The following is a 24,105-nucleotide window of genomic DNA, read 5'->3' on the forward strand; positions in this document are numbered from 1 at the left end:
CGTTGTTGTACTCGAATCGGGGTGCCTCGTCGACCTACGCCGACGGACAACCTCTCTAGGATAGCCGACGATGCGCGCCGGACGCGAATCGCCCGCTAACCTCATGCCCATGCCCCTGACGATCGAGGCGTCCCGGTTCCGCGACTGGGCGCGTGGCTGCGCGCAGGCGCTGGCAGCCGCGCGTGCCGAGATCGACGCGATGAACGTCTTCCCGGTGCCGGACAGCGACACCGGGACCAACGCCTACCTCACGGTTCAGTCGGGGTACCAAGCCGTGGACGCGGCTGCCGACGAGGAGGGTACCGAGGCGCTCGTCCGCGCCTTCGTCGTCGGAGTCCTGACCGGCGCACAAGGCAACTCCGGTGTCATCCTGGCCGAACTGCTGCGCGGGTGCCTCCGCGTGCTGCGCCGCTGCGAGGTCATCGGTCCCGAGGACGTCGTGGAGGCGCTGGGAGCGGCGACCGCCGCGGCGTACGCGGCGGTCCAGGATCCGCAAGAGGGCACGATCCTGACGGTGGCGGCCGCCGCGACCGAGGGTGCCCGGGCGGCGGCGATGGAGGGACGTTCCGCCCGTTACGTCTTCGAGGCGGCCGCGGACGCCGCGCGCGTCGCCCTGGCTCGCACGCCGAGTCAGATGGAGCGGCTGGCCCGCGCCGGTGTCGTCGACGCCGGCGGGCGCGCCCTGGTCGTCCTGCTCGACGCCACGGCGCAGGCGCTGACCGGCCGCATCCCGCCGCCCGCCCCGTCCCACGTCCCGGTACCGCTGGCCGAACCGGGTACCGACCTCGTCGAGGACGGCCCCGGGTATGAAGTCATGTACCTGCTGGACGCTGCCGACGAGGCGGTGCCGGGGCTTCGGAAGGCTCTCGCGCCGCTCGGCGATTCGCTCGTCGTCATCGGCGGCGACGGCCTGTGGAACGTCCACGTCCATGTCGATGACGTCGGAGCGGCGATCGAGGCCGGCATCGCCGCAGGACGGCCGTATCGCATTCAGGTCACGCATTTCGCGGCGCACCGTCGCGGAGCGCACCGCCCGGGGACGCAGCGAGTCGTCGTCAGCGCGGTCACCGGAACGGGACTGGCCGACCTCACGCGTGACAGCGGTGCGGTCGCCGTCGAGTTCTCTGCCGGACATCCACTGACCATCGAGGAGATGTCGGCGGCGCTGCGTAGCGTGGACGCCGAGGAGGTGATCGTGCTGCCCAACCGGTTCGGTCACGTGCGTCCCTTCGAGGCCGCCGCCAAGCAGCTCCGCGACGACGGCGTCCGGGTGGCGGTCCTGCCCACCCAGGCACAGGTTCAGGCGCTCGCTGCCCTCGCCGTCCACGACCCCGGCCGCACCTTCGACGACGACGTCGTCGCGATGTCCGCGGCCGCGGCTCACGCCAAGCACGGGGCGCTCACCGTCGCGACCGAATCCGGCATCACCATGGCCGGGCCGTGTGAACGCGGCGACGTGCTCGGTGTCGTCAACGGCGATTTCGCGGTCATCGGCGACGACCAGGCCCAGGTCGCACGGGAGATCCTGGCTCGCCTCGACGCCGGGGGAGCCGAGATGGTCACGTTGGTGACGGGGGCGGAATGTCCGGCGGGACTCGCCGACGACCTCTGCCGCTGGCTCGCCCTCGAACAGCCGCACGTCGACGTCGTGGTGCACGACGGCGGTCAGGAGAAGTACACGTTGTTCCTCGCGGTGGAGTGATGGTCAGACTCGACAGCAAACTCGGTCCGGTGGTGGGCAAGGACTCCGCCACCAAGCTCCACAAGGCCTTCGGCATGGAGACGGTCGGCGACCTGCTGACGCACTACCCGCGGCGTTACATCGACCTGGAGCAGTCGGAGTCGCTCGCCGACCTCGAGCCCGGTCAGTACGTCACGTTCGCCGCGCGCGTGGTCGAGGTCAAGAACTTCTCGTTGCGGTCTAACCCGCGCAAGACGCGCACGCAGGTGCGCTTCACCGACGGTCGCACCACCCTCACCGCCACGTTCTTCAACCAGAGCTGGCTGGTCAAGTCGGTCAAGCCCGACTCGCTCCAGCTGTTCGCCGGCGTCGTGGGGGAGTACCGCGGCCAGCCGCAGCTGACCCATCCGGTCATGAAGAAGCTCCCCGACGGCGGCTCGCTCACCGACGCCGGCAGTGGATACGCGCGCGGCATCATCCCGGTGTACTCGGCCACGTCGTCGATCGCGTCGTGGGAACTGGAGAACGCCGTCGCGACCGTCCTCGCCGTGCTCGACGCGCCTGAGGACCCGCTCCCGGTCGAGGTGCGCGACGCGCGCGGCTGGCCGGACCTCGACACGGCGCTCCGTCATATCCATCAGCCCACGAGCCGGAGCCAGTGGTGGAACGCCCAGCAGCGGCTGCGTTTCGACGAGGCGTTCGTCCTCCAGTCGATCTTCGCGCGGCGGCGGCGTGCCTTCGACGACGAGCCAGCGGTCGCTCGGCCACGGGTGCCCGGCGGTCTCGTCGACCGCTTCGTCGACCGGCTGCCGTTCGAGCTGACCCACGGACAGCAGCTGGTCTTCCACGCGATCAGCCGCGACCTCGAGCAGTCCCACCCGATGCACCGGCTCCTGCAGGGTGAAGTCGGTTCGGGCAAGACGGTCGTCGCCCTCCTCGCGATGCTCCGGGTCGTCGAGAACGGCGGTCAGGCGGCGCTGCTCGCTCCCACCGAGGTACTCGCGGCGCAGCACTATCGCAGCATCACCACGCAGCTCGGCGATCTCGCCAAGGGCGGCATGCTCGGCGGCGCCGAGGGCGCCACACGCGTGCGGCTGCTCACCGGATCGATGGGCGCCAAGGCCCGCAAAGAGGCGTTGCTCGACATCGTCTCGGGCGAGGCGGGCATCGTCGTGGGCACCCACGCGCTGTTGCAGGAGACGGTCGAGTTCGCCGATCTCGGGCTGGTCGTCGTCGACGAGCAGCACCGCTTCGGCGTCGAGCAGCGCGCGGCGCTCGTCGACCGCGCAGCGGTCGCTCCGCACGTCCTCGTCATGACGGCCACGCCGATACCCCGCACCGTCGCGATGACCGTCTTCGGTGATCTGGAGACCTCGACCCTTCAGGAGCTTCCCGCCGGCCGGCAGCAGATCCAGACGACCGTGGTCCCGGTGGCCGAGCACCCAGGCTGGCTCGAGCGGGCCTGGGAGCGGGTACGCGAGGAGGTCGACCAGGGCCGGCAGGTCTACATCGTCACCACTCGGATCGGCGGCGATGACGACGACGCGAAGAGGGACACCGAGGCGCAGGAGTCGAACCAGCCGCGACCCGTGGCACTGCTCGATGTCGTCGAGATGCTGCGCGAAGGCCCGCTGCACGGTCTGCGACTCGGGATGCTGCACGGGCGCATGCCCACGGACGAGAAGGACGCGGCGATGGCGGCGTTCGCCGGCGGTGATCTCGACGTCCTCGTCGCCACCACGGTCATCGAGGTCGGCGTCGACGTCGCCAACGCCACGATGATGGTGGTGCTGGACGCCGACCGTTTCGGCCTGTCCCAGCTGCATCAGCTGCGCGGCCGGGTGGGCCGCGGCGGCCATCCGGGGCTCTGCCTCCTGGTCACCGGCGTCGTGGGCGACACCCTCGCCCGCGAGCGGCTCGACGCCGTCGCGTCCACGACGGACGGGTTCCGGATCGCAGAATTCGACATCGAACTGCGGCGGGAGGGCGACGTCCTCGGCGCGCGGCAATCCGGTCACCGGTCGAGCCTCAAGCTTCTCTCGGTCGTCGCCCATGACAAGGTCATCGCCGAGGCGCGCGAGGTCGCCAATCAGGTCGTCGCCGACGACCCGAATCTGGACTCGCTGCCCGCGCTGCGGGAAGCCGTACTGCGCCTCGAAGCCACCCAGCAGGCCGAGTACTTGGAGCGCACATGACCCGCATCATCGCCGGCAGCTGGGGCGGTCGGCGGCTCGCCACCTTGAGCGGCGCCACCACCCGCCCCACCACCGACCGGGTCCGCGAGGCGCTGTTCGCCTCCATCGCGTCGGAGTTGGGCGGTTGGAACGGGGTGCGCGTCCTCGACCTGTTCGCCGGTTCGGGCGCCTTGGCACTGGAGTCGCTCTCGCGGGGAGCGGAGCACGCCGATCTCGTGGAGTCCAACGGCAAAGCCGCGGGCGTCGTGAGCCGCAACATCCGTGAATTGGGCGCCCACGACGCCCGGCTGCACCGCACGACCGCCGAACGGTTCCTGGCCGCTGCTCCCGCCGAGCCCTATCACCTCGTCTTCCTCGACCCGCCCTACGCGCTGGAGACGTCCGCCCTCCAGAAGCTGGTGGCTCGGCTCACGATCGGCGACTGGCGCACCGACGACTCGCTCCTGGTCGTCGAGCGTTCATCGCGCGACCCGTGGTCCTGGCCCGACGGCGTGGACGCCCTGCGGGACAAGGCCTATGGCGAGACTCACCTTTGGTACGGTCGCTGACATGACGAAGGTGGTCTGCCCCGGCTCGTTCGACCCCGTGACCAACGGTCACGTCGACATCTTCCGGCGGGCGGCGCACCTGTTCGACGAGGTCGTCGTGACGGTGCTCATCAACGAGTCCAAGAAGGGCTTGTTCTCGATCGAGCAGCGCATGGATCTGTTGCGCGAGGCGGTTGCCGATCTCGACAACGTCAGCGTCGACGCCTTCCGCGGACTGCTCGTCGACTATTGCCGCGACCACGACGTCCAGGCGATCGTCAAGGGGCTGCGCGCCGTCTCCGACTTCGACTACGAGCTGCAAATGGCCCAGATGAACGGCAGTCTCACCGGGATCGAGACGGTCTTCATTCCGACCGGCCCGGAGTTCGCGTATCTCGCGTCGAGCCTCGTCAAAGAGGTGGCCAAGCACGGCGGGGACGTGACATCGCTGGTGCCTCCGCATGTGCTCAAGGCCCTGCAGGAGGCCTACTCGCGCACGTGAACCGCGCGGCGCACCGCGCGGCGCACCGCGCGGCTCCCGAACCGCTCACGCACGGCGTCGAGCGCGTCGTCCAGACGCGGGTCGGATCGGCCGTCGAGGGGAAGCGCCAGCTGAGCTCCGTGATCGTCGAGCCCGCTCAGGGCGACGCCGACCAAGGTCAGTCCCTCGCGCCGAATCTCGCGCTCCCGCTCGCCGAGGAGCCTCGTCGCGAGTCGAGCGATCTCGCCGGTGTCCTGAGTAGGAACGCGAAGCGTCCGCGAGGAGGTGGCGCGGCGGTAGTCGCCGAAGCGCCAGCGCAGCGTGACGGTGCGTGCCGTGAGACCGGCGGCGCGCAGGCGTCGGCTTACCGTGTCGACCAGTCCGAGCACGACCGTCTCGATCTCACGCTCTGACCGCACCGCCGGCCCGAGGGCGTGCTGGGCGCCGATCGAGCGGCGCCGCGCCCCCGGATCGACCCGTCGGGGGTCGCGGCCGTGCGCCAGCGCACTCAGCTGGCGCGCGGCGGCAGGGCCGATCACGGCGGCAAGGTCGACCTCGTCGGTGCGGCCGACGTCCGCGACCGTGCGGATGTGCGCCTGATGCAGACTTCGGGCGGTGACGTCGCCGACGCCCCAGAGCCGCTCCACCGGCAGGGCGTGCAAGAACGTCAGTTCGGACTCGCGAGGAACGAGCAGCAGGCCGTCGGGCTTGGACAGGGCGCTCGCGACCTTGGCGAGGTACGTGGTACGCGCGACGCCCACGGAGATGGGGAGCCCGACCTCGACCCGCACGCGTTCGCGCAGCGCCGCCGCGATGGGCAGCGCGGGCCCCTGCGAACGCCGTAAGCCGCTGACATCGAGGAACGCCTCGTCGATCGAGAGCGGCTCGACGACCGGTGTGATGTCGCGAAAGATCGCGAACACCGCCCGGCTGGCCGCCGTATACGCCTCGAACCGCGGTGACCGAACGACGGCGTCGGGACATAACCGGCGAGCCTGCCGCCCAGGCATCGCCGTGCGCACGCCCTGCGCTTTGGCCTCGTAGCTTGCGGCGAGGACGACGCCGCCGCCGACGATGACCGGCCGCCCGCGCAGACTCGGCTCGTCGCGCTGCTCGACCGAGGCATAGAAGGCGTCGAGGTCGGCGTGGAGGATGCCTTCGTCGCTCCCGTCCGTGCTCATGTCACCATCGTCGCCGGGTCCACTGACATGGCGATCGGGCCTGCCGGGCCGATTGGTGCTGGTGTGGTGCCGCGGGTTACGATGGACGTCGGCCTGTTCGCAGGTCGTGATCTGCTGTGCTGACGACGAAGGAATGTTCGTGTCTTCGGGTGACCTGGTGTTCGACACTCAGGTGCTGGGGCGTCGCCCCGGAACCGAGAAGACGTACGCCCGTACCTTGGACGCACCTGCGGATCTCGGCCTCGACGTGCTCGGTGTCCCGGAAGGGTCGCCCATCGAACTCGAGCTTCGGCTCGAAGCAGTGATGGACGGCGTCCTGGCCACCGGTACGGCGTCCGCCCACGTGGTCGGCGAATGCGTGCGGTGCCTGGAGCGTGTCGAGGACGATCTCGACGTCGACTTCCAGGAGCTGTACGTCTACGACGATCCGGGGGAGGACGAGTTGGCCCTCGAGGGAGACTTGCTCGACCTCGAGCCCGTCCTGCGGGACGCGGTAGTGCTCGCACTGCCGCAGAACCCGTTGTGTGATCCGGACTGTCCGGGACTGTGCCCTGAATGCGGGGCGCGGCTCGCGGATGACCCAGACCACACACACGGTGAGGCGATCGACCCCCGGTGGGCGGCGCTGACCCATCTGACCGAGCACAACGAGGAGTAATCGTGGCAGTTCCCAAGCGGAAGATGTCGCGCAGCAACACGCGTCACCGTCGTTCGGCCTGGAAGGCCACCGCGGTTCAGACCGTCGACTGCGCCAACCCCGCCTGCAACGCCAAGGTCGTGCCGCACCGCGCGTGCGCCGAGTGCGGCCAGTACGGCGCGCGGGGCGAGCGGCGTCAGGTTCTCTGACCCGTCTTCGTGGCTGACGAGCTGCGCGACGTCCTCGGGGTGCCCGATCTCGACCCCGAGCTCCTGCAGCATGCCCTGACACATCGCTCGTACTCGTACGAGAACGGACACGTCCCCAACAACGAGCGCCTGGAGTTCCTGGGCGACTCGGTGTTGGGGCTTGTCGTCACCGAGTCGATCTTCCGGGAGCACCCCGAGCTTCCGGAGGGTCAGCTCGCCAAACTGCGCGCAGCAGTCGTGAGCGCCAAGGCGCTTGCGGAGGTCGCGCGCACCCTCGGGCTCGGCGATCACCTGCTGCTGGGCCGTGGCGAGGAGACCACAGGTGGCCGCGACAAGGCCTCGATCCTCTCGGACACGATGGAGGCCGTCATCGGCGCCATCTTCCTGCAGTTCGGCATCGAGCGGACCCGCGAGGTCATCCACGCCATCTTCGATCCGGTGATCGCGGCTGCGGCCTCGCTGGGCGCCGGGCTCGACTGGAAGACGTCGTTGCAAGAGATCTCCGCCAGCAACGGGTTCGGCGTGCCCGAGTACCAGCTCGAAGGCACCGGGCCCGACCACGACAAGAAGTTCACGGCGCGTGTCGTCGTGGGCGACCGCATCTTCGAGGGCGGCGAGGGTCGCTCCAAGAAGGAAGCCGAGCAGATGGTCGCCGAGGTCGCCTGGCGGGCGATCAACGCCGAGCTGGCGGATGCCCGAACTCCCTGAAGTCGAGGTCGTCCGCCGCGGGCTGGCGGAGCACGTCGTCGGGCGAGGCGTCGCCGAGGTCGAGATCCTCGACCCTCGTTCGGTCCGCCGGCACGGTCCCGGGCCCACAGATTTCATCGCCCGCTTGCGCGGCCGGCGCATCGTGTCCGCCGAGCGCCGCGGCAAGTACCTCTGGCTCCCGCTCGACGACGATGACGCCATCCTCGGCCACCTCGGCATGAGCGGTCAGTTGCTGGTCAGCGACGCCTCGATCCCTGACCCACGTCACCTGCGGGTGCGCCTCCGACTCGACGACGGCGCCGAACTGCGCTTCGTCGATCAGCGCATCTTCGGCGGCCTGTCCGTCAGCGAAGGGGGCGCCGAGCTGCCCGCGGAGATCGAGCACATCGCCCGCGACCCGCTCGACCCGCTCTTCGACGCAGCGGAGTTCGCCCGCCGTCTTCGGCGCCGTGAGACCGGCGTCAAACGGGCCATCCTCGACCAGACGCTGATCTCCGGCGTCGGCAACATCTACGCCGATGAAGCGCTCTGGCGCACACCCCTGCACTACGCCCGCAACACACGGCATCTGCGGAACCGCGAGATCGAGGGCCTGCTCGGACATCTGCGCGACGTGATGACCGACGCGCTCGCCGAGGGCGGGACCTCCTTCGACGCGCTGTACGTCAACGTCAACGGTCAGTCCGGCTACTTCGACCGGTCCCTGCACGCCTATGGCCGCGAGGGCGAGCCCTGCGACCGTTGCGCCACTCCCATCCGCCGTGACGCCTTCATGAACCGCTCCAGCTACTGGTGCCCGCGCTGCCAGCCGCGCCCCCGCAACGGCCGCTGGTAACGCGGTAGGCTCGCCGCGATGAGCGAGCTGTACGGGGTCGAGGCGCGGGCGCGCTACGTCGACGAGTCGCCGAAGCGGCCCGGACGTACGCCGTTCGAACGCGATCGCGCCCGCATCGTGCACTCCTCGGCACTGCGCCGGCTCTCGGCCAAGACGCAGGTGCTGGGCGCCGGTGTCGACGACTTCGTCCGCAATCGGCTCACCCACTCGCTCGAAGTCGCGCAGGTCGCCCGCGAATTGGGCAAGGCGCTGGGGTGCGATCCTGACATCGTCGACTCCGCCGCGCTCGCGCACGATCTCGGCCACCCGCCGTTCGGGCACAACGGGGAGTCGGCTCTGGACGCCGCCGCGGAGCACATCGGAGGCTTCGAAGGCAACGCGCAGACGCTCCGGCTGCTGACCCGGCTCGAGGCCAAGACGTTCGCCTCCGACGGTCGCAGCGTGGGCCTCAACCTCACCCGCGCCACGCTCGGCGCGTGCGTGAAGTACCCGTGGACCCGGAGTGAGGCACCGAGCGGCGGCGCCAAGTTCGGCGTCTACCCCGATGACCTCGAGATCTTCACCTGGTTGCGGTCCGACGCCCCCGGCACGTTCCGCCGGCCCATCGAGGCGCAGGTCATGGACTTGTCGGACGACATCGCCTACTCCGTCCACGACGTCGAGGACGGGGTGGTCGGCGGATGGTTCGATCTCGTCGGCGAACTGGAGTTGTCGGCGGTCCACGCGATCGCCCGCGAGTGGTACGACCCGTCGGCGAACGACGATCGGCTTGCGGCGGCCCTAGAGCGGCTGCGCCGTATGCCGGAGTGGCCCCAGCGGTGCTTCGATCGAAGCAGGGCGGCGCGGGCGGTGCTCAAGAGCCTCACCAGCGCCCTCATCGGGCGCTTCGCCGTCGCCGCCCAGCGGGCCACGGTCGACGCCTGGGGGATCGGACCGCTCGTGCGCTACGAGGCGAACCTCGAGGTTCCGCCGGAGACCATCGACGAGATCCTCGTGCTCAAGGCCATCGCTGCGCACCACATGATGCGCAGCGAGGACCGCACCGCCTCACTCACCGAACAGCGGGAACTGCTCACCTCATTAGTCGAGCTGCTCGTGAAGACCGGCGACGAGCATCTCGACCCCGACTTCGCGCAGGACTTCGCGGCGGCCGATGATGACTCCGCGCGGCACCGCGTCATCATCGACCAGGTGGCGAGCCTGACGGATCTGTCCGCTGTGAGTTGGGCCAACAGGCTGCTTCTGTGACGTCATAGGATGCAGGCATGGCACGCATCAAGGACGAGGACATCCAACTCGTCCGCGAGCGCGTCCGGATCGACGAGGTCGTCGAACAGTACGTGACGCTGCGCAACGCCGGTGGCGGCGCCCGCAAGGGCCTGTGCCCGTTCCATGACGAGAAGACGCCGTCGTTCAACGTCCGGCCTGCCCAGGGCTTCTACCACTGCTTCGGCTGCGGGGCGGGCGGTGACTCGATCAAGTTCCTCATGGAGATCGAGGGGCTCGGCTTCGCCGAGGCGGTCGAACGGCTCGCTGGCAAGTACGGCATCCAGTTGCGCTACGACGAGGGCGCGCCGGTCGGGCCGCGCCGCGACCCCGGGCAGCGCCAGCGCCTGCTCGAAGCGCATCGCCTCGCCGCGGAGTTCTATCACGAGGCGCTCATGGTGGCGCCCGAGGCGCAGCCGGGTCGTCAGTTCGTCACCGACCGAGGGTTCGACCGCGCCGCCGCGGAGATGTTCTCGATGGGGTGGGCACCGCGCGGCGGGGAAGCCCTCGTCGCCCACCTCAAGTCCAAGGGCTTCAGCGACGAGGACCTCATCGTCGGCGGACTCGCGGCGCGCGGTCAGCGCGGCCTCTACGACAAGTTCCGTGGCCGGCTGCTCTGGCCGATCAAGGAGATCAGCGGCGAGGTCATTGGTTTCGGCGCCCGCCGCATGCTCGAAGACGACCGCATCGAGGCCAAGTACCTCAACACCTCCGAGACGCCGATCTACAAGAAGAGCCACGTGCTCTACGGCATCGACCTCGCCCGGCGCGCCATCTCCTCGAGAAGCCAGGCCGTCATCGTCGAGGGCTACACCGACGTCATGGCCTGCCATCAGGCCGGGGTGACCACCGCGGTCGCGACCTGCGGCACCGCCTTCGGCGAGGATCACGCACGGGTCCTGCGCCGCATCCTCCTCGACCACGACGCCTTCCATGGCGAGGTCATCTTCACCTTCGACGGCGACGAGGCCGGGCAGCGAGCCGCGATGAAGGCGTTCGCCGGCGACGAGCAGTTCGCCGGACAGACCTACGTGGCGGTCGAACCGCGGGGCATGGACCCGTGTGATCTGCGCATGGCCGACGGCGACGCGGCGGTCCGCGAGCTCGTCGCCTCCCGCGTCCCGCTGTATCGGTTCGTCCTGGACAACACGCTCACGCGGTACGACCTCGACCGCGGCGATCAGCGCGTCGACGCCATCCGCGAGGCGGTGCGTCTGGCCCGCGCGATCCGCGACAAGTCCAAGGTCGACGAATTCCTGCGCGAGATCGCCAGTCGAGTGGGTGCGGACGTCGATCAGGTGCGGCAGGAGTTCAAAGCGGCGCAGGGGGCGGCCCGGGCGTCGGCGTCGAACGCGGGAGCTCCGCCCGCTCCCGCACCCTCCGCGGCGGCATCCGGCCCGAGCTTCGGCGCTCCTCAGTTCGCCGATGAACGCGAGGCGCTCAAGGCGATCGTGCAGTTCCCGCACCTCGCCAAGCCACTGGCCGACGACATCGGCGAGAACGACTTCACGCACCCCATCGCTCAGGAACTCTGGCGTCGCATCGAACAGCGCGGGCTTCCCGACGCTCCGGACCCGAGCTGGCTGCCGGGACTGTCGGATTCGGTGACCGACGATGCGCTCCGCCGCGTCCTCGGTGTCGCGGCCGTGGAACCGTTGCACTCCTCGGAACGGTCGACTCAGGCGGTCGTGGCGGCGGTGCTGGCACGGCTCCAGGAGCTGACGGTGGCTCGGCGGATCGTCGAGGTCAAATCGCGCCTGCAGCGCACCAATCCGGTCGAACAGGCCGAGACCTACAACCGGATGTTCGGCGAACTCGTGGCGTTGGAGCAGCAGCGCCGTGACTTCCGCGAACGGGTGATCGGGGCGATGGAACAGCTCTGACGTTGTGGACGGTTCACGGCGTCCACAGCGCCCGGCGATGGTCTCCCGGCCGCGGTCGAGGTCGGTCACGGTGGGGTCATGTCGCCCTTCGCTCGCCGAGCCCTCGCGCATCCCGAACTCGACCGTTCGACTGAACAGCGACTCGCGCGGCGTGCGGCCGCCGGTGATCGGGAGGCGCGCGAACGCCTGATCCGTGCGGGCCTGCGCTGGGTCGTACTGCACGCATTGCGCCGGGGAAGGGCCGGTGCCGAGTTCGACGACGCGGTCCAGGACGGCATCGTGGCGCTGATCGGCGCGGTGGACCGATTCGACCCCGAACGAGACGTTCGCCTCGCCACCTTCGCGTGGCCGGCCATCGACGGAGCGATGGTGCGCCGTCCGCGTCCACCGGTCGCCGCGCATGAGCGCGATGACGTTTCCGTGGACGTGACTTCCGACGATCTCCTCGACGGCTTGCATGATGGGGATGCTCAGCTGCTCCGCAGCCGCTTCGGGTTGGGTCCTGACCCGACTCCGCGAAGCCGGCGCGAGGTGGCCGTACTTCTCAACCTGACGGAGGCGCAAGTGCGGACTCGAGAGGAACACGCCTTGAATCGGCTTCGTCGACAGTGGGCCCCACCCGGTGTCGCATTGTCAGGGCGAGGTTGCTAAAGTCATAGACCGTGCTCCTCCTGAGGAGCCCATCCCCTGTAGCTCAATTGGCAGAGCATTCGGCTGTTAACCGGAGGGTTGTTGGTTCGAGTCCAACCGGGGGAGCACCAGCCGCGGAAACGCGGCCCTTTGTCGTTTCCGCTAGCTCTCACTCGGTGAGGGTGGTGCTTCCGATACGCCAGGCCCAGCCGTCGTCGTGCTCGATGGGTTGGGCGTGGTCGAAGGTCTTGAGCTTGTGGTGATGCCTGCACAAGGCCCACAGATTCTCCCCGCTGGTGGGTCCGTCGGGTAGGGGTTGTCGGTGGTCGAGGTCGCAGTTGGCGGCCTTCTTCCTCTCCATCACGGCTATGCCCCTTATGCGATGGCTCCATGCCGGGGTATCGGCAGGTGCCGTCTCTGAACCGGATCGCGTTCCGTAGATGATCTGGTGGGTACCGTCCCTGGTAGGTGATGCTCAAAACGTCGTCCTGGTCGTCGACGAGGAGTCGGTACCAGAACGGGTTCCCACTCAAGGCGAGGTCACGGACCGCGTTGGCGGGAAGGATCCAGTCGCGGTCGGCGCTGATCGCTGGCTGATCATCCACGCCCGCGAGCGTCGACGCCGGGACCATGACACCGATCGCCATGTTGGGCGTCCGCGCGGGTTCGTTGTCGGGGTCGATGTGGTCAAGCGCGTCGACGAAGAAGTCCGCCCGCCGCTGCTGCAGGGTCCGGTCATCCTCAGTCACGGCCTTGGCAGCGTGGTCGAGCCGCTGATCGATCCCCGCCAACACATACGACGGCAGGTTCTCGGCATACAGGCTCCAAGTGCCGTCCTCGTCGTGATGGATCGTCACGTTTCGTTCAGCGACGATCTCTTCGTAGCGTTTCTCGGTCTCGTCGGGTTCGTGGCGGGCGATGAACCGCTTGACCCACTGCCGCAGCTCGCCCACCGTGTGGGTAGCCGCGTACGCGACGGAGCGTTCGTCGAGCTTCTCGATCGAGCGCTCCCGGGTGAGCTTCCATGCGCCAGCCGCGATGGCCGCGACCCGGGCCGCGTCGATCTCACCCTCGCCGAACGCCTTCCATACCGTCGGCAAATCATCCCGAGCGGTCTGCGCCTCGTGGATGCGGCTCGCAACCTGGTGCTCGGACCAGCCGTTCGCCTGCGCGATCACCGACCGCACCGCCGCGGCCTCAAGCTCCCGTGCCCGTGGTTCGAGTTCCCGCTCAATCCGAGCAGTTTCGGCGTCGAGGTATTCCAGCATGCCCGACCAGCGGCGGTACTCCGCGAGAGCGTTCGCGCGCCGCAAGTCGGCCAGGAAACCGACCCGGACGTCAGAGCTGCTCTCGATCATGTTCCCAACCTAGAGAAGGCCACCGACACTTCCGAGACCTTGTTCACAACCCCCACGTGGTCTCGATACACGGCTCGTTCCTCGCCGCTACTCGACCACCTACTGGTGTATAGGTGGTCGAGTAGGCCCGAGGAACGAGGGCCGTATCGAGACCACGCGTCACGTGAGATGTGGTCTCGATACGCGGCTCGCAGAGCTCGCCGCTACTCGACCACCTACGGGGTGCGGCTCGTCCCGGTTCCTGAGTAGCCGCGAGGAACGAGCGGCGTATCGAAGGGCGCCGCTACTCGACCACCTACCCCAGGTCCGCTGTCACTCGCCGAAGCTCATGGAGAAGACTTCGAACGCTGCGGCGTGGGTGACTCCGAGGCGCCGGCCGGTGGGACGGGACATGCCTTCGAGGAACTCCGCCGGATCGAAGTGCTCCCAGCCGAGTCCCTCGATGTAGGCGCGGTGTGCGAGCAACGAGGCGACACCCGCGTCGAAGGTGTCGGTGGTGTCGACGGCGTGGGTGGATTGCGGCGAGCCGGCTGCCCAGACCTCACGCACGCCGCCCCACGGCTCGAGTCCGTCGGTGAGCTGCTCGCGGAAGATCCAGCGGTTACCTGCGTCCTGGCTGGCGTGGAGTGCCGCGCGGCCGACGGCGATGTGGTCAGCCTGATTGGGGGAGCGCCCGCCCCAGGTGTCGCGGAAGTTGCCGGTGATCACGATGTCGGGGCGGTGTCGCCGGATCTGCTCGGCAATGGCAGCGCGCAGCGGAACACCGAACTCGATGACACCATCGGGGAATCCGAGGAACTCGACCGTCTCGACACCCACTATGGCAGCGGATTCGCGTTCCTCGGCCTCGCGCACCGGCGCGCACTCCTCGGGGGAGAGGCCGTCGATGCCCGCTTCACCGCTGGTGACCATGCAGTACACGACGGTCTTGCCTTGGCGCGTCCAGCGCGCCACTGCCGCGGCAGCGCCGAACTCCACGTCGTCGGGATGAGCGACCACGACCAGCGCGCGGTCCCAGTCTTCGGTGAGGGGCAGGAGTGCGTCGTCCGTCATGTTCCCAGGCTAGGTGCTGAGAGGCGTCGGGTGCGGGAACGTGCTTCGGCCGCCTGGGCGCGGGAGGAATGCGCGACCAGGCGGCCGAGGAACGTCGTTGGGGTCCCGAGGTTGGAAGGACCCCGACTCCCGAGCGTGTCTGGAGTGTGCGAGCCGTTCACTGTCGAGTCTGGACCCGATGCGCGACATCCGCACGTCGAGCGGCTGAATCTTCGGTGAATCCCGGCTTCTCGTCGGGGCAGTGAGGTCGGTCCCGGCCGACTTCGCCATACTGAGGAGCCACGGCGCCTCCGACGCGCCGCTGATGGGGAGTTAGCTCAGCCGGTTAGAGCAGAGGACTCATAATCTGCTCCGGGCCTGAATGTGGTGCGCTGGGCGCCGGTGCCTGGCGCTGTGTTCTGACTGCCGTTTGAGGGCTTATCGAGTGTGGTCGCGACGAGCCGTGATAGGTGTCGATATGACTCGTTGCTCCACGTTCTGCTCCATGTCGGTGGCGCCTGGCAGCCTGGTTGGCATGCCCACCCTCACTGCGATCCTCGACTTCGAGCGCAAGCACCCGACCTGGCAGTACGCCGGCGCTCGTGAGGCAGCGATCCGTGAGAAGTTTGGGATCTCGTCTACGCGGTACACGCAGTTGCTGGTCCGCGCACTCCATGACCCTGAGGCCGAAGGGCACGACCCGGTAACGGTTCATAGGCTGCGTCGGAAGGTAGAGCAGCAGCGCCGGCGATTGAGGCGAGCGGGATAGTGGTTCACCTTCGCGGACAGCCCGTTGCTTGTGAATCGGTGGCATTCTATTGGTGAAGCGGCAGCGGCAGGTCGTGCGCCGTCATCTCGCCTTGAGGTCAGGCCTCCGTGAATAGCGTCGCGAACTGCTCCTCGTGGAGAACCAGCACCGAGTTCCCAAGAAAAACAACCCAATCTCCATCCGGAACTACAAGGTCGAGACCGTCATTGTAGATGCGCAGAGCGCCGGTGATATTGCTCCAACTGGATCGGCGGCCACTTCTCCTAACGAGTTCTCCGATTTCCGCTTCGTTGTTGCGAAGGGAGTACTTCACGGCTGCGATGGGCTCTCTGAGCACGTATGGCATGGAACGAAGCTCTCACACCCTCGACGTAGACGTCTTCGCTTTCACTGTTTTCGCTCAGTCGAGGACGCACCTTGTCGCGTGACGCTCACCATGCGGAGCGATCAGTACGCGCGCCTCTCGTCGTGCATTCATCCAAGCCGAGGACGCGGGTACTGGGGCTGGGACTGGGTCACATTGTCGGGATGGCGCGGCGTGAAGTGAAGCTGAAGATCGGCAGCGAGACCGCCATTGGATATGAGGCGTCAAGTTCGAGATCGTTGTCAATGGGAAGCCTCTGGGCCGTGTCCTCATCAGTCGTGGTGGACGGAGCTCTTCGCAAGCACGAGAGCGCCCCCGCCGACCGCATGGTCGACGGGGGCGCATTGTCACGTCAGGGAAGGTGCAACGGCCTATCCTGGCGTGAGGTAGGGCTCTCGGGTGATACCAGCATCCGAGAGCCCCGCCGCTAGCCGAGGTTCAGGAACTGATCGGACGGCCGAGAACCTTCTCGATCGCAGCCTTGACGTCGGGCCAGAACGGGCCGGCGTTTGCGACTCCGGTCAGGCCGGGTGCGAGCTGAGCGAGTCGCTCGGTGCCACGCCAGACGGCGTTCACTCGGTCGCGGATCTCGACGAGCACTCGGTCCTGGCTGCGGTTGCGGTCAAGCAGCTCCTTCAAAGCTGCGTCCTGTGCGGGTGTAAGCACGTCATCCTCCTGAGGGTCGTAATCAATTGCGGGTTGCGGGTTGACAATGTCGTTCGCGTTGAAGCCGTATGGCGACTTGCGCATCTCCAGATGAAGGTGCGGTCCTGTGACGTTGCCGGTATCGCCGACCGACCCGATCAGCTGACCAGCGCTGACGGTCTGGCCCGGGGTGACGACTGCGGCGCCGGAAGGCATGTGGCAGTAGAGCAGCCGGTAGCCCTCCCACTGAATCGTCACGTAGTGGCCGTAGGCCCTGTCATTGCTGACACTCACCACCGTGCCGGGGGTGCACGACACGATGTGCGTGTGCATCGGTGCCGGGAAGTCAGCGCCGGTGTGCCAGCCGAGTGACCACAGCGATCCTCGTCGGCCGTACGGCGTCCCGATTCCGTAGCCGGGAACGGGGTTGACCATGCGTTTCTCCTCTCCTGGCGGCGCCAAGTGAGGTCTCGGGTGATACCAGCATCCGAGAGCCTCTGACGCCTTACTGGTTTGCCGGGCCCTCGATCTCGAACGAGTTGAGCTTCTCGCTCACCCGAGTCGCAACAGCGTGAGCGGAGGCCGGATCGAGGGAACCCACGATCTCGGTCGCCAGCGCCTCGGTGTCAACGCTCGTCTCAGGAGCAGTGCGGGCCAGTAGCTCGCGGACATCCTCCATCGTGGCGTAGGTACGGGAACCAACTGTGGACAGCATGGTGAACATGTGGTCCTGTCGGTCGCTCAGCTTGTTTCCAATCTGACCGATCGTGTACGTGCGGGAGCCGACGGTGGACAGCATGTTGAACATGTGGTCCTGTCGATCGCTGAGCTTCTGAAGAAGCGCGGCCTGTTCGGGTGTCAATTCGTCCTCCTGAGGGTTGTAGTTGACTGCTTCATTTGGGTCGATGATGTCGTTGGCGTTGAAGCCGTACGGCGCCTTGCGCATCTCCAGGTGAAGGTGTGGTCCGGTGACGTTGCCAGTGCCGCCCACAGAGCCGATTCGCTGGTTTGCGGCAACCGCCGTGCCTGGAGCCGGCCGGGGCGCGCCTGCCGGCATGTGGCAGTACCAGATCTCTCGGCCGTTCCAGTCGATGACGAGGTAATTGCCGTAGGACCTGTCGTTGTCGACGAGCCTCTTTACTGTTCCCGGCGTGCAGGAAAGGATCGGTGTGCCGACGGGTGCGGCGAAGTCCTCTCCTGTGTGCCAGCCAAGCGACCAGTGCGACCCCTGTTGGCGGAACCTTGCTGTCCGCTGGGACCCGGGTACCGGGTTAACCATGTGCACTCCTTTCGATCACTTCGAACATACGTTCGAAACAGTGGCCCTGGCAACCGATCCACCGACACTCAAAGGGACTTTTCAGGAACCTCCGCCCGGCGCCGAGGCCCAGGCCCGGGGCGCGGCATGGTCAGTCCTCGCGGCGGTGTTCGCCGGCAGCGAAGTCGTCGCCGATGGGGTCGCCGGGCACGTCGCCGGCCGGGGTGTCCGAGTCTCCGAACGGGTGCGCGAGTGCGACCTCGTCGACGGGCTCGACAGACGGCTTGCTCGTGAGGTTCTGCGACGCGGTGATGCCGAAGACGCCACCGAGGTAGGCGTAGACGGCGAGGGCGACGTTCAGCCACCCGGGCTGGCCGGCGTCGGGGATCGCGGCGTAGGCGACCTGGATCGAACCGAGCGCGATGCCCGCGACCAGAATCGCCAGGTAGAAGGCGTCACGGAAGCCATCTGGGAGTCGGGTCAGGAGATTCTTGGCGTCCATGTTCAGGCCTCCAGTCGGTTCGAGAGTTCGTCGACGAACTGCTTGGCGATGTCGTCGGGGAGCTTGGCTGCGATGAGCTCGGCGAGGGCGGCGACGTCGATGTCGCCGGTGCCGCGGCTCGTGATCGCAGCGTTGATCGCGGGCCAGTGGTCGCCCTGATGCCCGACACCAGAGACGCCGGGAAGCACGGTCGAGAGTCGGATGCCGAGGCGCTTGAAGAACGAGAATGTCTCGCCGTCGTGCCAGCGTCCGGGGGTGCCGACGCGGTACTGCTCGTGCAGGTGGTTTACGCGGGGGTGCATGTCGGCGACCGCGTTGCGGACCTCGCGGATCATTCGGAAGCCGGGGCCGTCGTGCCAGCGGCCTTCCTTGCCGGGGCGCAGGTCGCGGACGATCTCGAGGATCTCGCTCTGCTCGGAGTCGGACAGTGCCATCAGGAAACCTCCAAGTGGGGAGCCGCCCTGGAGTAGGGCGGCGACTTGCTGGCGCATGAGGGGCATGGGCCAGTCGCGGATGTCGATCTTGGCGGTGGTCCACTCGTTGTGGCCGTGGACCATCTGCGGGTCGGGGTTGCCGGTGAGCCACTGCAGCGCGGCGGCGACCTTGGGGTAGTTCTCGCGTTGCGCGGTGGTCCAGTCCGAGCCATCGAGGTCGCCGGCAGACTCAGCCTCGATGCCGAAGACGCGGTGGTTGCCGAAGAGTCCACGCCAGTTGCCGCGGCCGGCATGGTTCGCGGTGCCGGCGGCGACGACCACCGCGACGCCGTTGCGGTCGAAGTACACGTTGCACAGCGGTCCAGAAAGGCTAGGGCGGCCGTGGACGACGACGTTGAGCGAGGGCCGTCCGCGGGCGCCGCGCGGGCCAGCGGTCCAGTGACAGGTCACGCCGCCGGGGACCAGGCTGACCCGGCCGCGGCGCTCCCAACCGGGGACGACCTCGACCGGAACCCCGAAGCGTCGCAGCGCGTCGGGGATGCCGAGCTGGTAGGCCATCAGTCGTCACCCGGCTCGTAGGGCACCGTCGTGATCTGTTGGTCCTCGTCGACCGCGAAGTCGGCCATGCGACCGTCGCGGTCACGGTCCCAGCAGCGCTTATCGGCGCCGGTGAGTTTGTCCTTTGCGATGGCGAGGAGTTCGCGCGTCTGCATGCCAATGACCTCCAGGAACGACGAAGCCCCGACAGCTATGTGCTGGATCGGGGCGGATGAAAGCGGTGAACTGGACTAGTACTCGGGCCAGGGCGGCAGCTCGTCCTTGGTCGCGCCGCGGCGCAGCAGCATCGACCGCAGGATGTGGGCGTACTCCTCGAGCTTCCGGCGAGCCTTGGCTTCACGGTCCCGCTGAGTCCAGGCGTCCTGCTCCTCCTGGTGACGGCCCTTGCGCCACGCCTGCAGCGAGTCGACGAGCTTGACGAGCCCGCCGCCGGTGACCATCAGGACGGCCGCTTGAATGAGGTCTCCTCCCTCCACGGTGCGACCTCCTTTCAGACTTCGGCCGCTGTCGCCGCCTCGGGACGGTATGGCCGCTCACGGATACGCATCCACCGGACGCCCTGGTGCAGCAGCACCGAGCACACGAAGGCCGCCTGCAGGAGCCGGTTGCCGGTGGAGGTGAAATGCAGGGTCACGATGATGAGGAGGTAGATCGTCGCCGAGGAGGCGATCGCGCCGACGGCGAACCGCTCCAGCCAGTAAATGCCCGGCAGCGCGGACACGGACCCGATGCTGCCGCCGAAGACGAGCAGCGAGGCGAGCATGGTCATCGCGGTCGCGCCGATCTCGCCTTCCAGGCTGGTCGGTGGGATGACGAGAGCTGTGACACCGCCGGCGGTCAGGACCAGGTAGGACACGAAGTACAGCACGCTGATGGTGCGCGGTTCGTTGATGCGGTGCCATGCGCGGGCGAGTAGCGACGTCATGCGACCTCCTCGGGGTCGATACCGGTCGCGTCGCACAAGGCGGCGATGATCCGGTCCTTGCGGGCGTTCTCGGCGCGGACCGCTTCGAGCTCGGCGCGCAGGTCCTCGATCTGCTTCTGCTGGTACTTATCGACGGCGTGCAGGCCGATCGTCATGCGGTCGTAGGCCAGACCATCCGCCAGCCCCTCGTCGTCATGAATGACGAACTCGGGAGTGCCAGCCTCGTCGACCTCCTCGGCGATGAAGCCGATGTGGCGCTTGGCCTCGCCACCAACAGCGGCGACGTCGGTCTTGTCTCGCCACGTCCGCGGCTGCCACTTCAACACGGCGAGCGGATCGACGTCCAGGTCCTCGATGTCCTGCTTGTACCGGCGCGACGAGGTGATGTAGGCGACCGTCCACTGCCCGCCGACCGTGCCCAGGTGTAGGTTCGCCGCAGCAGAAGTGGTGGGCAGGTCATACACCGACAGGTGGCCAGTGCTGATGCGGATCTCTTGGCCTCGCAGCCTCGTGAGCGTGGTCGTGTCGCTGTCCCCGACGAACACCTCCCCGCCCACCAGCCGGGTCCTGTCGGCGCGGGATACGACCTCGAACACGCCATCGTCACGCTGCGCCACCCAGAACCGCGCGGCGCCCAGGAGGTCAGCGAGCAGAAGGCCCGACTCGTAGGTGTCCTCCGGCAGCAGCGCGCCGAAGTAGATCGCGCCCTCGCCGTTTGAGTGATAGGCCCGCAGGAAACCGCCGGCCTCGATCGACATGCCGCCGCCGTCCTTGACGGTGACGCCCCCCGACCCGATAACCGCCGACAGGATGCCCGCGGACGCCTTGAGAGCGTCCACGTCACGCCGCAGCGCCTGCACGATCCGCGCGATCGCCGCATCCCCTTCGGGTCGCGACGGTGGGAATCCACCCGCCACTCAGATCGCCGCCTTCACGGGAGCCATCTGCACCGACACCGTGTCACCACCACCGGTGGCCTGCAGGGATCGCATCAGCTGCTCACCTCCAACGAATCGGTGCCCCTCACGGGGACGGACCTGGAACCAGTCGCCGGGCCGGTAGCCGGGCGCGAGCTTCCAGAACGCGTCAGCGGCCACCTTCGCCGTGTGCGTGCGGATCGGGCGGTCGTGCTGGGCGAGGAACCCGCCCGCGTGCGCACGCAACGTCGAACGCTGTGAGACCGTGTCCGTGCCCCCGACAACCGACTGCAGTACCGGGTAGCCCAGATTGGTGAGGAAGTCTGAGGTGACGTACTCGATAGGCTTGCCCTCGCCCTCGCCCTGTCCGCCGGCGAACGCCTGCGTGGTGAGGCCACCGGCGGCCTCGTCGGTGCCGATCGCGACGACGGGGGAGCGGGGGACGCGCTGGTCGAGGATCCAAGGTCGGCCCGTCTGCGTGAGCATCATGCTGGTGGCCTTGGTGCCGATTCGCATCACCCACTCGATGTAGGTCGGGTCGTCAGCGCGGCGCCTGGGCGCGAACTGGATCTCGGGGCCGTCCTCGACCTCGGACAGTTGTCGCAGCCGCTCGCCGACCTTGCCCAGCTCGTATCCGGGGTAGTTGCGTTCGTGTGCGGCGCCTGGGCCGCCGAGCTCGGCGTCCGACGGGAGCACGATCGGCAGCTCCCCGCCGGTCATCGCCGTTGCCGTCTCGACGAGACGCTTCGCGATCAGCCCGAGCTCGGCCGACTGCCACGCCACCACCTGCAACTCGGGCCGCATTCCCGCGACGAGGACGGGTAGGACGAGGCGGTGGTCGAAGATCGACTCGAGCCCGCCGGCACCGATCGTGAATTCGTCGGTGTCGTCGGAGTGGCCTCGAGTCCAGATGGGGCCGCCAGCGATCTGTTCGAGGCGGCCGCTGGGGGCGACCCATTCGCAGACGGCGAACTGGCGGGCCGGGGCGGTGTCGGCGTCGACGTACCGCCATTCGGCGACGTCTCGGGGAGCATCGAGGGCGGCGAGGGGGAACTTGGCGGTGAGGGTGTCGGTGTCGTCGTAGACAACCGTCCACTGGCCGCCGACCATCGAGATGGTGCGGGTGATCTTCCCGGTGCGTAGGTGCCCGAACAGCCAGCGGTACATCAGGTCGCAGCTCGGTAGATCACGGTGTCGAGGTCGAGGTTGCCGGTAGCGCCCGTACCCGCCGTGACCGCGACTACGGTCAAGATCAGATTCGTTCCGAGAGTGATATCCGCGTAGCGGTCGCCGTTGCGGATTCTCATTGGCGTATCGGCCACTGGTGTAGGGCGCCCAGTTGAATCTGGTGACCGGGAGCCCAGGGCATGTCGGTGCGGCGAATCGTGCCGCGCGCAGACACCATGTCGCCGACGTGGAACCACTCGGGGCTGCGGAGCAGAGTGGCCCACGACGAGGCCGTGATCGGACCGGACGAGTACTCCGCGAGCACCTTCCATGCGGCGCCGTCCCACACGCCGTACTTCCCTTCACCGAGAGGGATCACCCCGCCGTTCGCGACCGTCCACTGCGGCGTCGTCCACACCGCATCCGACGACGACGTCATGCCCGCGCTGATCATCGCCCGACTGAGCTCCACCGCGCCGGCGGGCAGCTGATCCAGCGGCGGGGTCGGAGAACCGGACGGGTCCGACGACGCGACCCCGAAGACAGGCTGCACACTGTCACCGCTGCCACCGTCAGCGGCGACGAGCGGCTGCAACGCCCACACGATGTCGATCCGCGACCCGCTGCCGGGCGCCGGGTCGATTTCGACATCGCCGACCGCGCCGTCGTTGGAGAACACGACCGGCCCGTTCGCGAGCGTGTACGACGCCACCGCCGTGAACGCCCGGATCGACAGGCGCCAGGTGCCCGTACCGGACACCACCGGGGTGCCGTCGTCGAACAGCACGCCGGTGCGCACGTTCAGCACGCCGGGGCCGCCGCGGGCGAGCATCCCGCCCTGCGCGAGACGACCACCCCTGGGGGACGTGCCGTTGCCCGTGCTGTTGAGGGCGACGTGCAATCCGGTCCGCAGCGTCATGTTTCCTCCATCACCAGTAGGTCGCCGTCGCGGACACCGACAACAGGGCGTCGCTGGTTTCCGCGAGAGGTTGGAATGAGAACGTCTTCGTCGCACCCGGCTCGATGGTCGGCCAACGGTCGACCAGCAGGTCACCGGACCGGTCTGCGACGTCGTTGATCAGTGCGGACCCGTCGGCGCTGTTGATCCGCAACACCGCACCCGGCGGGACCGCGGACAGGAACCGGACCCAGTCGCCGGTGTCGGTGTCCACGATCACGAACCCCGACGCCGGTGTCGGGCCCGTCACCTCGAACACCGGGGTCGACGGCGCGTTCCCCGCGTTGGTGACTGTGGCGAGCCCGTCGGAGATGTTCGCGGTGTTGCCGTAGTCGAGGACCCCGTTGGGCGAGTACAGCGGGTAGATGAGGCCGACGCCGTCGGGGATCGACGGGAACCTGGTGGTGGCGGTGGACGTTTCGCCGTACCGGTACGGGCCTGGTGCCCACAGCTGCATCTGGTAGGAGCAGATGGGGGTGTTGTTCCATTCGCCGTCGTCGAGCGCGAACAGCTGCACCGTGGCGGTTTTGTTGTCGCTGCGGGCGTCGTCGAAGCGGAACTCGCCGAATCCTCCGTCGGCGAGGAGCGCGGACAGGTGGTCGAGTGCGTCGCTGACTTGGGCGGGGGTGTGCCCGATGATGTCGCCGCGGATGGTGATCATGCGGCCGTCGCGGTAGCCGCGTTGGGCGTAGGAGCCATGGGCGTTCTCGCGGGCGACCTGGCGGACGCGCATGGCGGTGCCGGGGCGCCAGCCTTTGATGGTGCGGAACCGCCAGGCGACGCCGCGGTCGGCGTCCCACTGGTTGAGGTCCCAGCCGTCGATGAGAACGCGGGTGGGGCGGCCTGGTTCTTTCATCGTGCCCCCACCGTTTCGAGACCGAACAGGAGACGGTTGCCGGCGGCGTGGGCGTGTCAGATGGTTTGTGTAAGTGGTTCGTCTCCTGATTGAAGGACGACACTGATGACCATGACAGATGAGGATGCT

The 24,105-nt window shown here is 68.0% G+C and carries 27 protein-coding genes, 1 tRNA gene and 1 pseudogene; 13 read left to right on the top strand and 16 right to left on the bottom strand.

From position 1 onward, the window contains the following. Positions 1-109: 109 nt before the first annotated feature. From D9V41_RS14605 to coaD, 4 genes are read left to right on the top strand one after another with little or no spacing between them, the layout of a single operon-like run. A complete protein-coding gene (locus D9V41_RS14605; protein WP_121795347.1) occupies positions 110-1,702 on the top strand; it encodes a DAK2 domain-containing protein in 1,593 nt (530 codons plus the stop codon). After that, positions 1,702-3,876 carry an ATP-dependent DNA helicase RecG gene (gene recG / locus D9V41_RS14610; protein ID WP_121795316.1) on the top strand — a complete coding sequence of 725 codons (2,175 nt, stop codon included), beginning with the start codon at positions 1,702-1,704 and terminating at the stop codon, positions 3,874-3,876. The genes D9V41_RS14605 and recG overlap by 1 nt, the downstream gene beginning before the upstream one ends. Then, the gene (gene rsmD, locus D9V41_RS14615) at positions 3,873-4,424 is read left to right on the top strand and encodes a 16S rRNA (guanine(966)-N(2))-methyltransferase RsmD (RefSeq protein ID WP_121795317.1); all 552 of its coding nucleotides are present in this window, start codon (positions 3,873-3,875) and stop codon (positions 4,422-4,424) included. The genes recG and rsmD overlap by 4 nt, the downstream gene beginning before the upstream one ends. A 1-nt stretch (position 4,425) precedes the next feature. Beyond that, positions 4,426-4,905, top strand: coding sequence for a pantetheine-phosphate adenylyltransferase (gene coaD / locus D9V41_RS14620; protein ID WP_121795318.1), 480 nt, complete (start codon positions 4,426-4,428; stop codon positions 4,903-4,905). On the opposite strand, the gene dinB is transcribed toward coaD, so the two are convergent. After that, positions 4,890-6,065: a DNA polymerase IV gene (gene dinB / locus D9V41_RS14625; RefSeq protein WP_121795319.1), complete on the bottom strand. Its 1,176-nt coding sequence runs from the start codon at positions 6,063-6,065 to the stop codon at positions 4,890-4,892. The genes coaD and dinB overlap by 16 nt on opposite strands. 133 nt (positions 6,066-6,198) lie before the next feature. Here dinB and D9V41_RS14630 point away from each other — a divergent pair, with 133 nt between their 5' ends. From D9V41_RS14630 to D9V41_RS14665, 8 genes are all read left to right on the top strand, one after another. Then, positions 6,199-6,723, top strand: a complete 525-nt coding sequence (locus tag D9V41_RS14630; RefSeq protein ID WP_121795320.1) for a YceD family protein — start codon at positions 6,199-6,201, stop codon at positions 6,721-6,723. Between the two features lie 2 nt (positions 6,724-6,725). Then, positions 6,726-6,911 carry a 50S ribosomal protein L32 gene (rpmF, locus tag D9V41_RS14635; RefSeq protein ID WP_121795321.1) on the top strand — a complete coding sequence of 62 codons (186 nt, stop codon included), beginning with the start codon at positions 6,726-6,728 and terminating at the stop codon, positions 6,909-6,911. 9 nt (positions 6,912-6,920) lie between these two features. After that, positions 6,921-7,619, top strand: coding sequence for a ribonuclease III (gene rnc / locus D9V41_RS14640; RefSeq protein WP_121795322.1), 699 nt, complete (start codon positions 6,921-6,923; stop codon positions 7,617-7,619). After that, positions 7,603-8,454, top strand: coding sequence for a bifunctional DNA-formamidopyrimidine glycosylase/DNA-(apurinic or apyrimidinic site) lyase (gene mutM / locus D9V41_RS14645; RefSeq protein WP_121795323.1), 852 nt, complete (start codon positions 7,603-7,605; stop codon positions 8,452-8,454). Before rnc ends, mutM begins: the two co-directional genes overlap by 17 nt. An 18-nt stretch (positions 8,455-8,472) precedes the next feature. Then, entirely contained in the window at positions 8,473-9,702 is a 1,230-nt protein-coding gene (locus D9V41_RS14650; RefSeq protein WP_121795324.1) for a deoxyguanosinetriphosphate triphosphohydrolase, read from the top strand. A gap of 17 nt (positions 9,703-9,719) precedes the next feature. Next, positions 9,720-11,603, top strand: a complete 1,884-nt coding sequence (gene dnaG, locus D9V41_RS14655; protein ID WP_121795325.1) for a DNA primase — start codon at positions 9,720-9,722, stop codon at positions 11,601-11,603. Between the two features lie 78 nt (positions 11,604-11,681). Next, on the top strand, positions 11,682-12,254 hold the full coding sequence (locus D9V41_RS14660; RefSeq protein ID WP_121795326.1) for a sigma factor: 573 nt from the start codon (positions 11,682-11,684) through the stop codon (positions 12,252-12,254). A 32-nt stretch (positions 12,255-12,286) separates the two neighbouring features. Then, a tRNA-Asn gene (locus D9V41_RS14665) sits at positions 12,287-12,359 on the top strand. Positions 12,360-12,402: 43 nt separating this feature from the next. Here the strand turns inward: D9V41_RS14665 and D9V41_RS14670 are convergent. From D9V41_RS14670 to D9V41_RS14680, 3 genes and pseudogenes are all read right to left on the bottom strand, one after another. Next, positions 12,403-12,597 carry an HNH endonuclease signature motif containing protein gene (locus tag D9V41_RS14670; RefSeq protein ID WP_133434207.1) on the bottom strand — a complete coding sequence of 65 codons (195 nt, stop codon included), beginning with the start codon at positions 12,595-12,597 and terminating at the stop codon, positions 12,403-12,405. A gap of 61 nt (positions 12,598-12,658) precedes the next feature. Further along, positions 12,659-13,591, bottom strand: a pseudogene (locus D9V41_RS18680) (DUF222 domain-containing protein); the annotation flags it as partial. A gap of 312 nt (positions 13,592-13,903) precedes the next feature. Beyond that, positions 13,904-14,644, bottom strand: coding sequence for a PIG-L deacetylase family protein (locus tag D9V41_RS14680; protein WP_121795328.1), 741 nt, complete (start codon positions 14,642-14,644; stop codon positions 13,904-13,906). A 514-nt stretch (positions 14,645-15,158) separates the two neighbouring features. Between D9V41_RS14680 and D9V41_RS14685 the strand changes: the two genes are divergently transcribed. Continuing rightward, positions 15,159-15,392: a DUF3263 domain-containing protein gene (locus D9V41_RS14685; RefSeq protein ID WP_243697288.1), complete on the top strand. Its 234-nt coding sequence runs from the start codon at positions 15,159-15,161 to the stop codon at positions 15,390-15,392. 97 nt (positions 15,393-15,489) lie between these two features. Here the strand turns inward: D9V41_RS14685 and D9V41_RS17610 are convergent, their stop codons facing one another. The 12 genes from D9V41_RS17610 to D9V41_RS14735 form a co-directional block, all read right to left on the bottom strand. Next, the gene (locus D9V41_RS17610) at positions 15,490-15,738 is read right to left on the bottom strand and encodes a hypothetical protein (protein WP_133434208.1); all 249 of its coding nucleotides are present in this window, start codon (positions 15,736-15,738) and stop codon (positions 15,490-15,492) included. Between the two features lie 456 nt (positions 15,739-16,194). Continuing rightward, a complete protein-coding gene (locus D9V41_RS14690; protein ID WP_121795330.1) occupies positions 16,195-16,836 on the bottom strand; it encodes a M23 family metallopeptidase in 642 nt (213 codons plus the stop codon). A gap of 70 nt (positions 16,837-16,906) precedes the next feature. Then, positions 16,907-17,680 (bottom strand): M23 family metallopeptidase, encoded by a 774-nt coding sequence (locus D9V41_RS14695; RefSeq protein WP_121795331.1) that lies wholly within the window; start codon positions 17,678-17,680, stop codon positions 16,907-16,909. A 130-nt stretch (positions 17,681-17,810) separates the two neighbouring features. Then, positions 17,811-18,161, bottom strand: a complete 351-nt coding sequence (locus D9V41_RS14700) for a hypothetical protein (protein ID WP_121795332.1) — start codon at positions 18,159-18,161, stop codon at positions 17,811-17,813. A 2-nt stretch (positions 18,162-18,163) separates the two neighbouring features. Beyond that, entirely contained in the window at positions 18,164-19,153 is a 990-nt protein-coding gene (locus tag D9V41_RS14705) for a peptidoglycan recognition protein family protein (protein WP_121795333.1), read from the bottom strand. After that, on the bottom strand, positions 19,153-19,308 hold the full coding sequence (locus tag D9V41_RS17880) for a hypothetical protein (RefSeq protein ID WP_166376061.1): 156 nt from the start codon (positions 19,306-19,308) through the stop codon (positions 19,153-19,155). Before D9V41_RS17880 ends, D9V41_RS14705 begins: the two co-directional genes overlap by 1 nt. 75 nt (positions 19,309-19,383) lie before the next feature. Then, positions 19,384-19,629 carry a hypothetical protein gene (locus D9V41_RS14710; RefSeq protein WP_121795334.1) on the bottom strand — a complete coding sequence of 82 codons (246 nt, stop codon included), beginning with the start codon at positions 19,627-19,629 and terminating at the stop codon, positions 19,384-19,386. A 14-nt stretch (positions 19,630-19,643) separates the two neighbouring features. After that, entirely contained in the window at positions 19,644-20,078 is a 435-nt protein-coding gene (locus D9V41_RS14715) for a hypothetical protein (protein WP_121795335.1), read from the bottom strand. Continuing rightward, positions 20,075-20,995, bottom strand: a complete 921-nt coding sequence (locus D9V41_RS14720; protein ID WP_121795336.1) for a tail fiber domain-containing protein — start codon at positions 20,993-20,995, stop codon at positions 20,075-20,077. The genes D9V41_RS14715 and D9V41_RS14720 overlap by 4 nt, the downstream gene beginning before the upstream one ends. Further along, a complete protein-coding gene (locus tag D9V41_RS14725; protein ID WP_121795337.1) occupies positions 20,996-22,162 on the bottom strand; it encodes a hypothetical protein in 1,167 nt (388 codons plus the stop codon). 136 nt (positions 22,163-22,298) lie between these two features. Further along, on the bottom strand, positions 22,299-23,081 hold the full coding sequence (locus D9V41_RS14730) for a hypothetical protein (protein WP_121795338.1): 783 nt from the start codon (positions 23,079-23,081) through the stop codon (positions 22,299-22,301). A gap of 10 nt (positions 23,082-23,091) precedes the next feature. Further along, on the bottom strand, positions 23,092-23,976 hold the full coding sequence (locus D9V41_RS14735; RefSeq protein ID WP_121795339.1) for a phage distal tail protein: 885 nt from the start codon (positions 23,974-23,976) through the stop codon (positions 23,092-23,094). Between the last annotated feature and the right edge of the window lie 129 nt (positions 23,977-24,105).

The sequence above is a fragment of the Aeromicrobium phragmitis genome (assembly GCF_003674095.1).
GTDB classification, from domain to species: Bacteria; Actinomycetota; Actinomycetes; order Propionibacteriales; family Nocardioidaceae; genus Aeromicrobium; species Aeromicrobium phragmitis.

Coding starts and splice junctions, on each gene's coding strand:
- coaD (WP_121795318.1), top strand. CDS start 4,426: ATGACGAAGGTGGTCTGCCCCGGCTCGTTCGACCCCGTGACCAACGGT.
- D9V41_RS14685 (WP_243697288.1), top strand. CDS start 15,159: ATGCCCACCCTCACTGCGATCCTCGACTTCGAGCGCAAGCACCCGACC.
- D9V41_RS14695 (WP_121795331.1), bottom strand. CDS start 17,680: ATGGTTAACCCGGTACCCGGGTCCCAGCGGACAGCAAGGTTCCGCCAA.
- mutM (WP_121795323.1), top strand. CDS start 7,603: ATGCCCGAACTCCCTGAAGTCGAGGTCGTCCGCCGCGGGCTGGCGGAG.
- D9V41_RS14725 (WP_121795337.1), bottom strand. CDS start 22,162: ATGTACCGCTGGCTGTTCGGGCACCTACGCACCGGGAAGATCACCCGC.
- D9V41_RS14700 (WP_121795332.1), bottom strand. CDS start 18,161: ATGGACGCCAAGAATCTCCTGACCCGACTCCCAGATGGCTTCCGTGAC.
- D9V41_RS14660 (WP_121795326.1), top strand. CDS start 11,682: ATGTCGCCCTTCGCTCGCCGAGCCCTCGCGCATCCCGAACTCGACCGT.
- D9V41_RS14630 (WP_121795320.1), top strand. CDS start 6,199: ATGTTCGTGTCTTCGGGTGACCTGGTGTTCGACACTCAGGTGCTGGGG.
- dnaG (WP_121795325.1), top strand. CDS start 9,720: ATGGCACGCATCAAGGACGAGGACATCCAACTCGTCCGCGAGCGCGTC.
- dinB (WP_121795319.1), bottom strand. CDS start 6,065: ATGAGCACGGACGGGAGCGACGAAGGCATCCTCCACGCCGACCTCGAC.
- D9V41_RS14690 (WP_121795330.1), bottom strand. CDS start 16,836: ATGGTCAACCCCGTTCCCGGCTACGGAATCGGGACGCCGTACGGCCGA.
- D9V41_RS14605 (WP_121795347.1), top strand. CDS start 110: ATGCCCCTGACGATCGAGGCGTCCCGGTTCCGCGACTGGGCGCGTGGC.
- recG (WP_121795316.1), top strand. CDS start 1,702: ATGGTCAGACTCGACAGCAAACTCGGTCCGGTGGTGGGCAAGGACTCC.
- D9V41_RS14680 (WP_121795328.1), bottom strand. CDS start 14,644: ATGACGGACGACGCACTCCTGCCCCTCACCGAAGACTGGGACCGCGCG.
- D9V41_RS17610 (WP_133434208.1), bottom strand. CDS start 15,738: ATGCCATACGTGCTCAGAGAGCCCATCGCAGCCGTGAAGTACTCCCTT.
- D9V41_RS14735 (WP_121795339.1), bottom strand. CDS start 23,976: ATGAAAGAACCAGGCCGCCCCACCCGCGTTCTCATCGACGGCTGGGAC.
- rsmD (WP_121795317.1), top strand. CDS start 3,873: ATGACCCGCATCATCGCCGGCAGCTGGGGCGGTCGGCGGCTCGCCACC.
- D9V41_RS17880 (WP_166376061.1), bottom strand. CDS start 19,308: ATGCAGACGCGCGAACTCCTCGCCATCGCAAAGGACAAACTCACCGGC.
- D9V41_RS14730 (WP_121795338.1), bottom strand. CDS start 23,081: ATGACGCTGCGGACCGGATTGCACGTCGCCCTCAACAGCACGGGCAAC.
- D9V41_RS14650 (WP_121795324.1), top strand. CDS start 8,473: ATGAGCGAGCTGTACGGGGTCGAGGCGCGGGCGCGCTACGTCGACGAG.
- D9V41_RS14705 (WP_121795333.1), bottom strand. CDS start 19,153: ATGGCCTACCAGCTCGGCATCCCCGACGCGCTGCGACGCTTCGGGGTT.
- D9V41_RS14715 (WP_121795335.1), bottom strand. CDS start 20,078: ATGACGTCGCTACTCGCCCGCGCATGGCACCGCATCAACGAACCGCGC.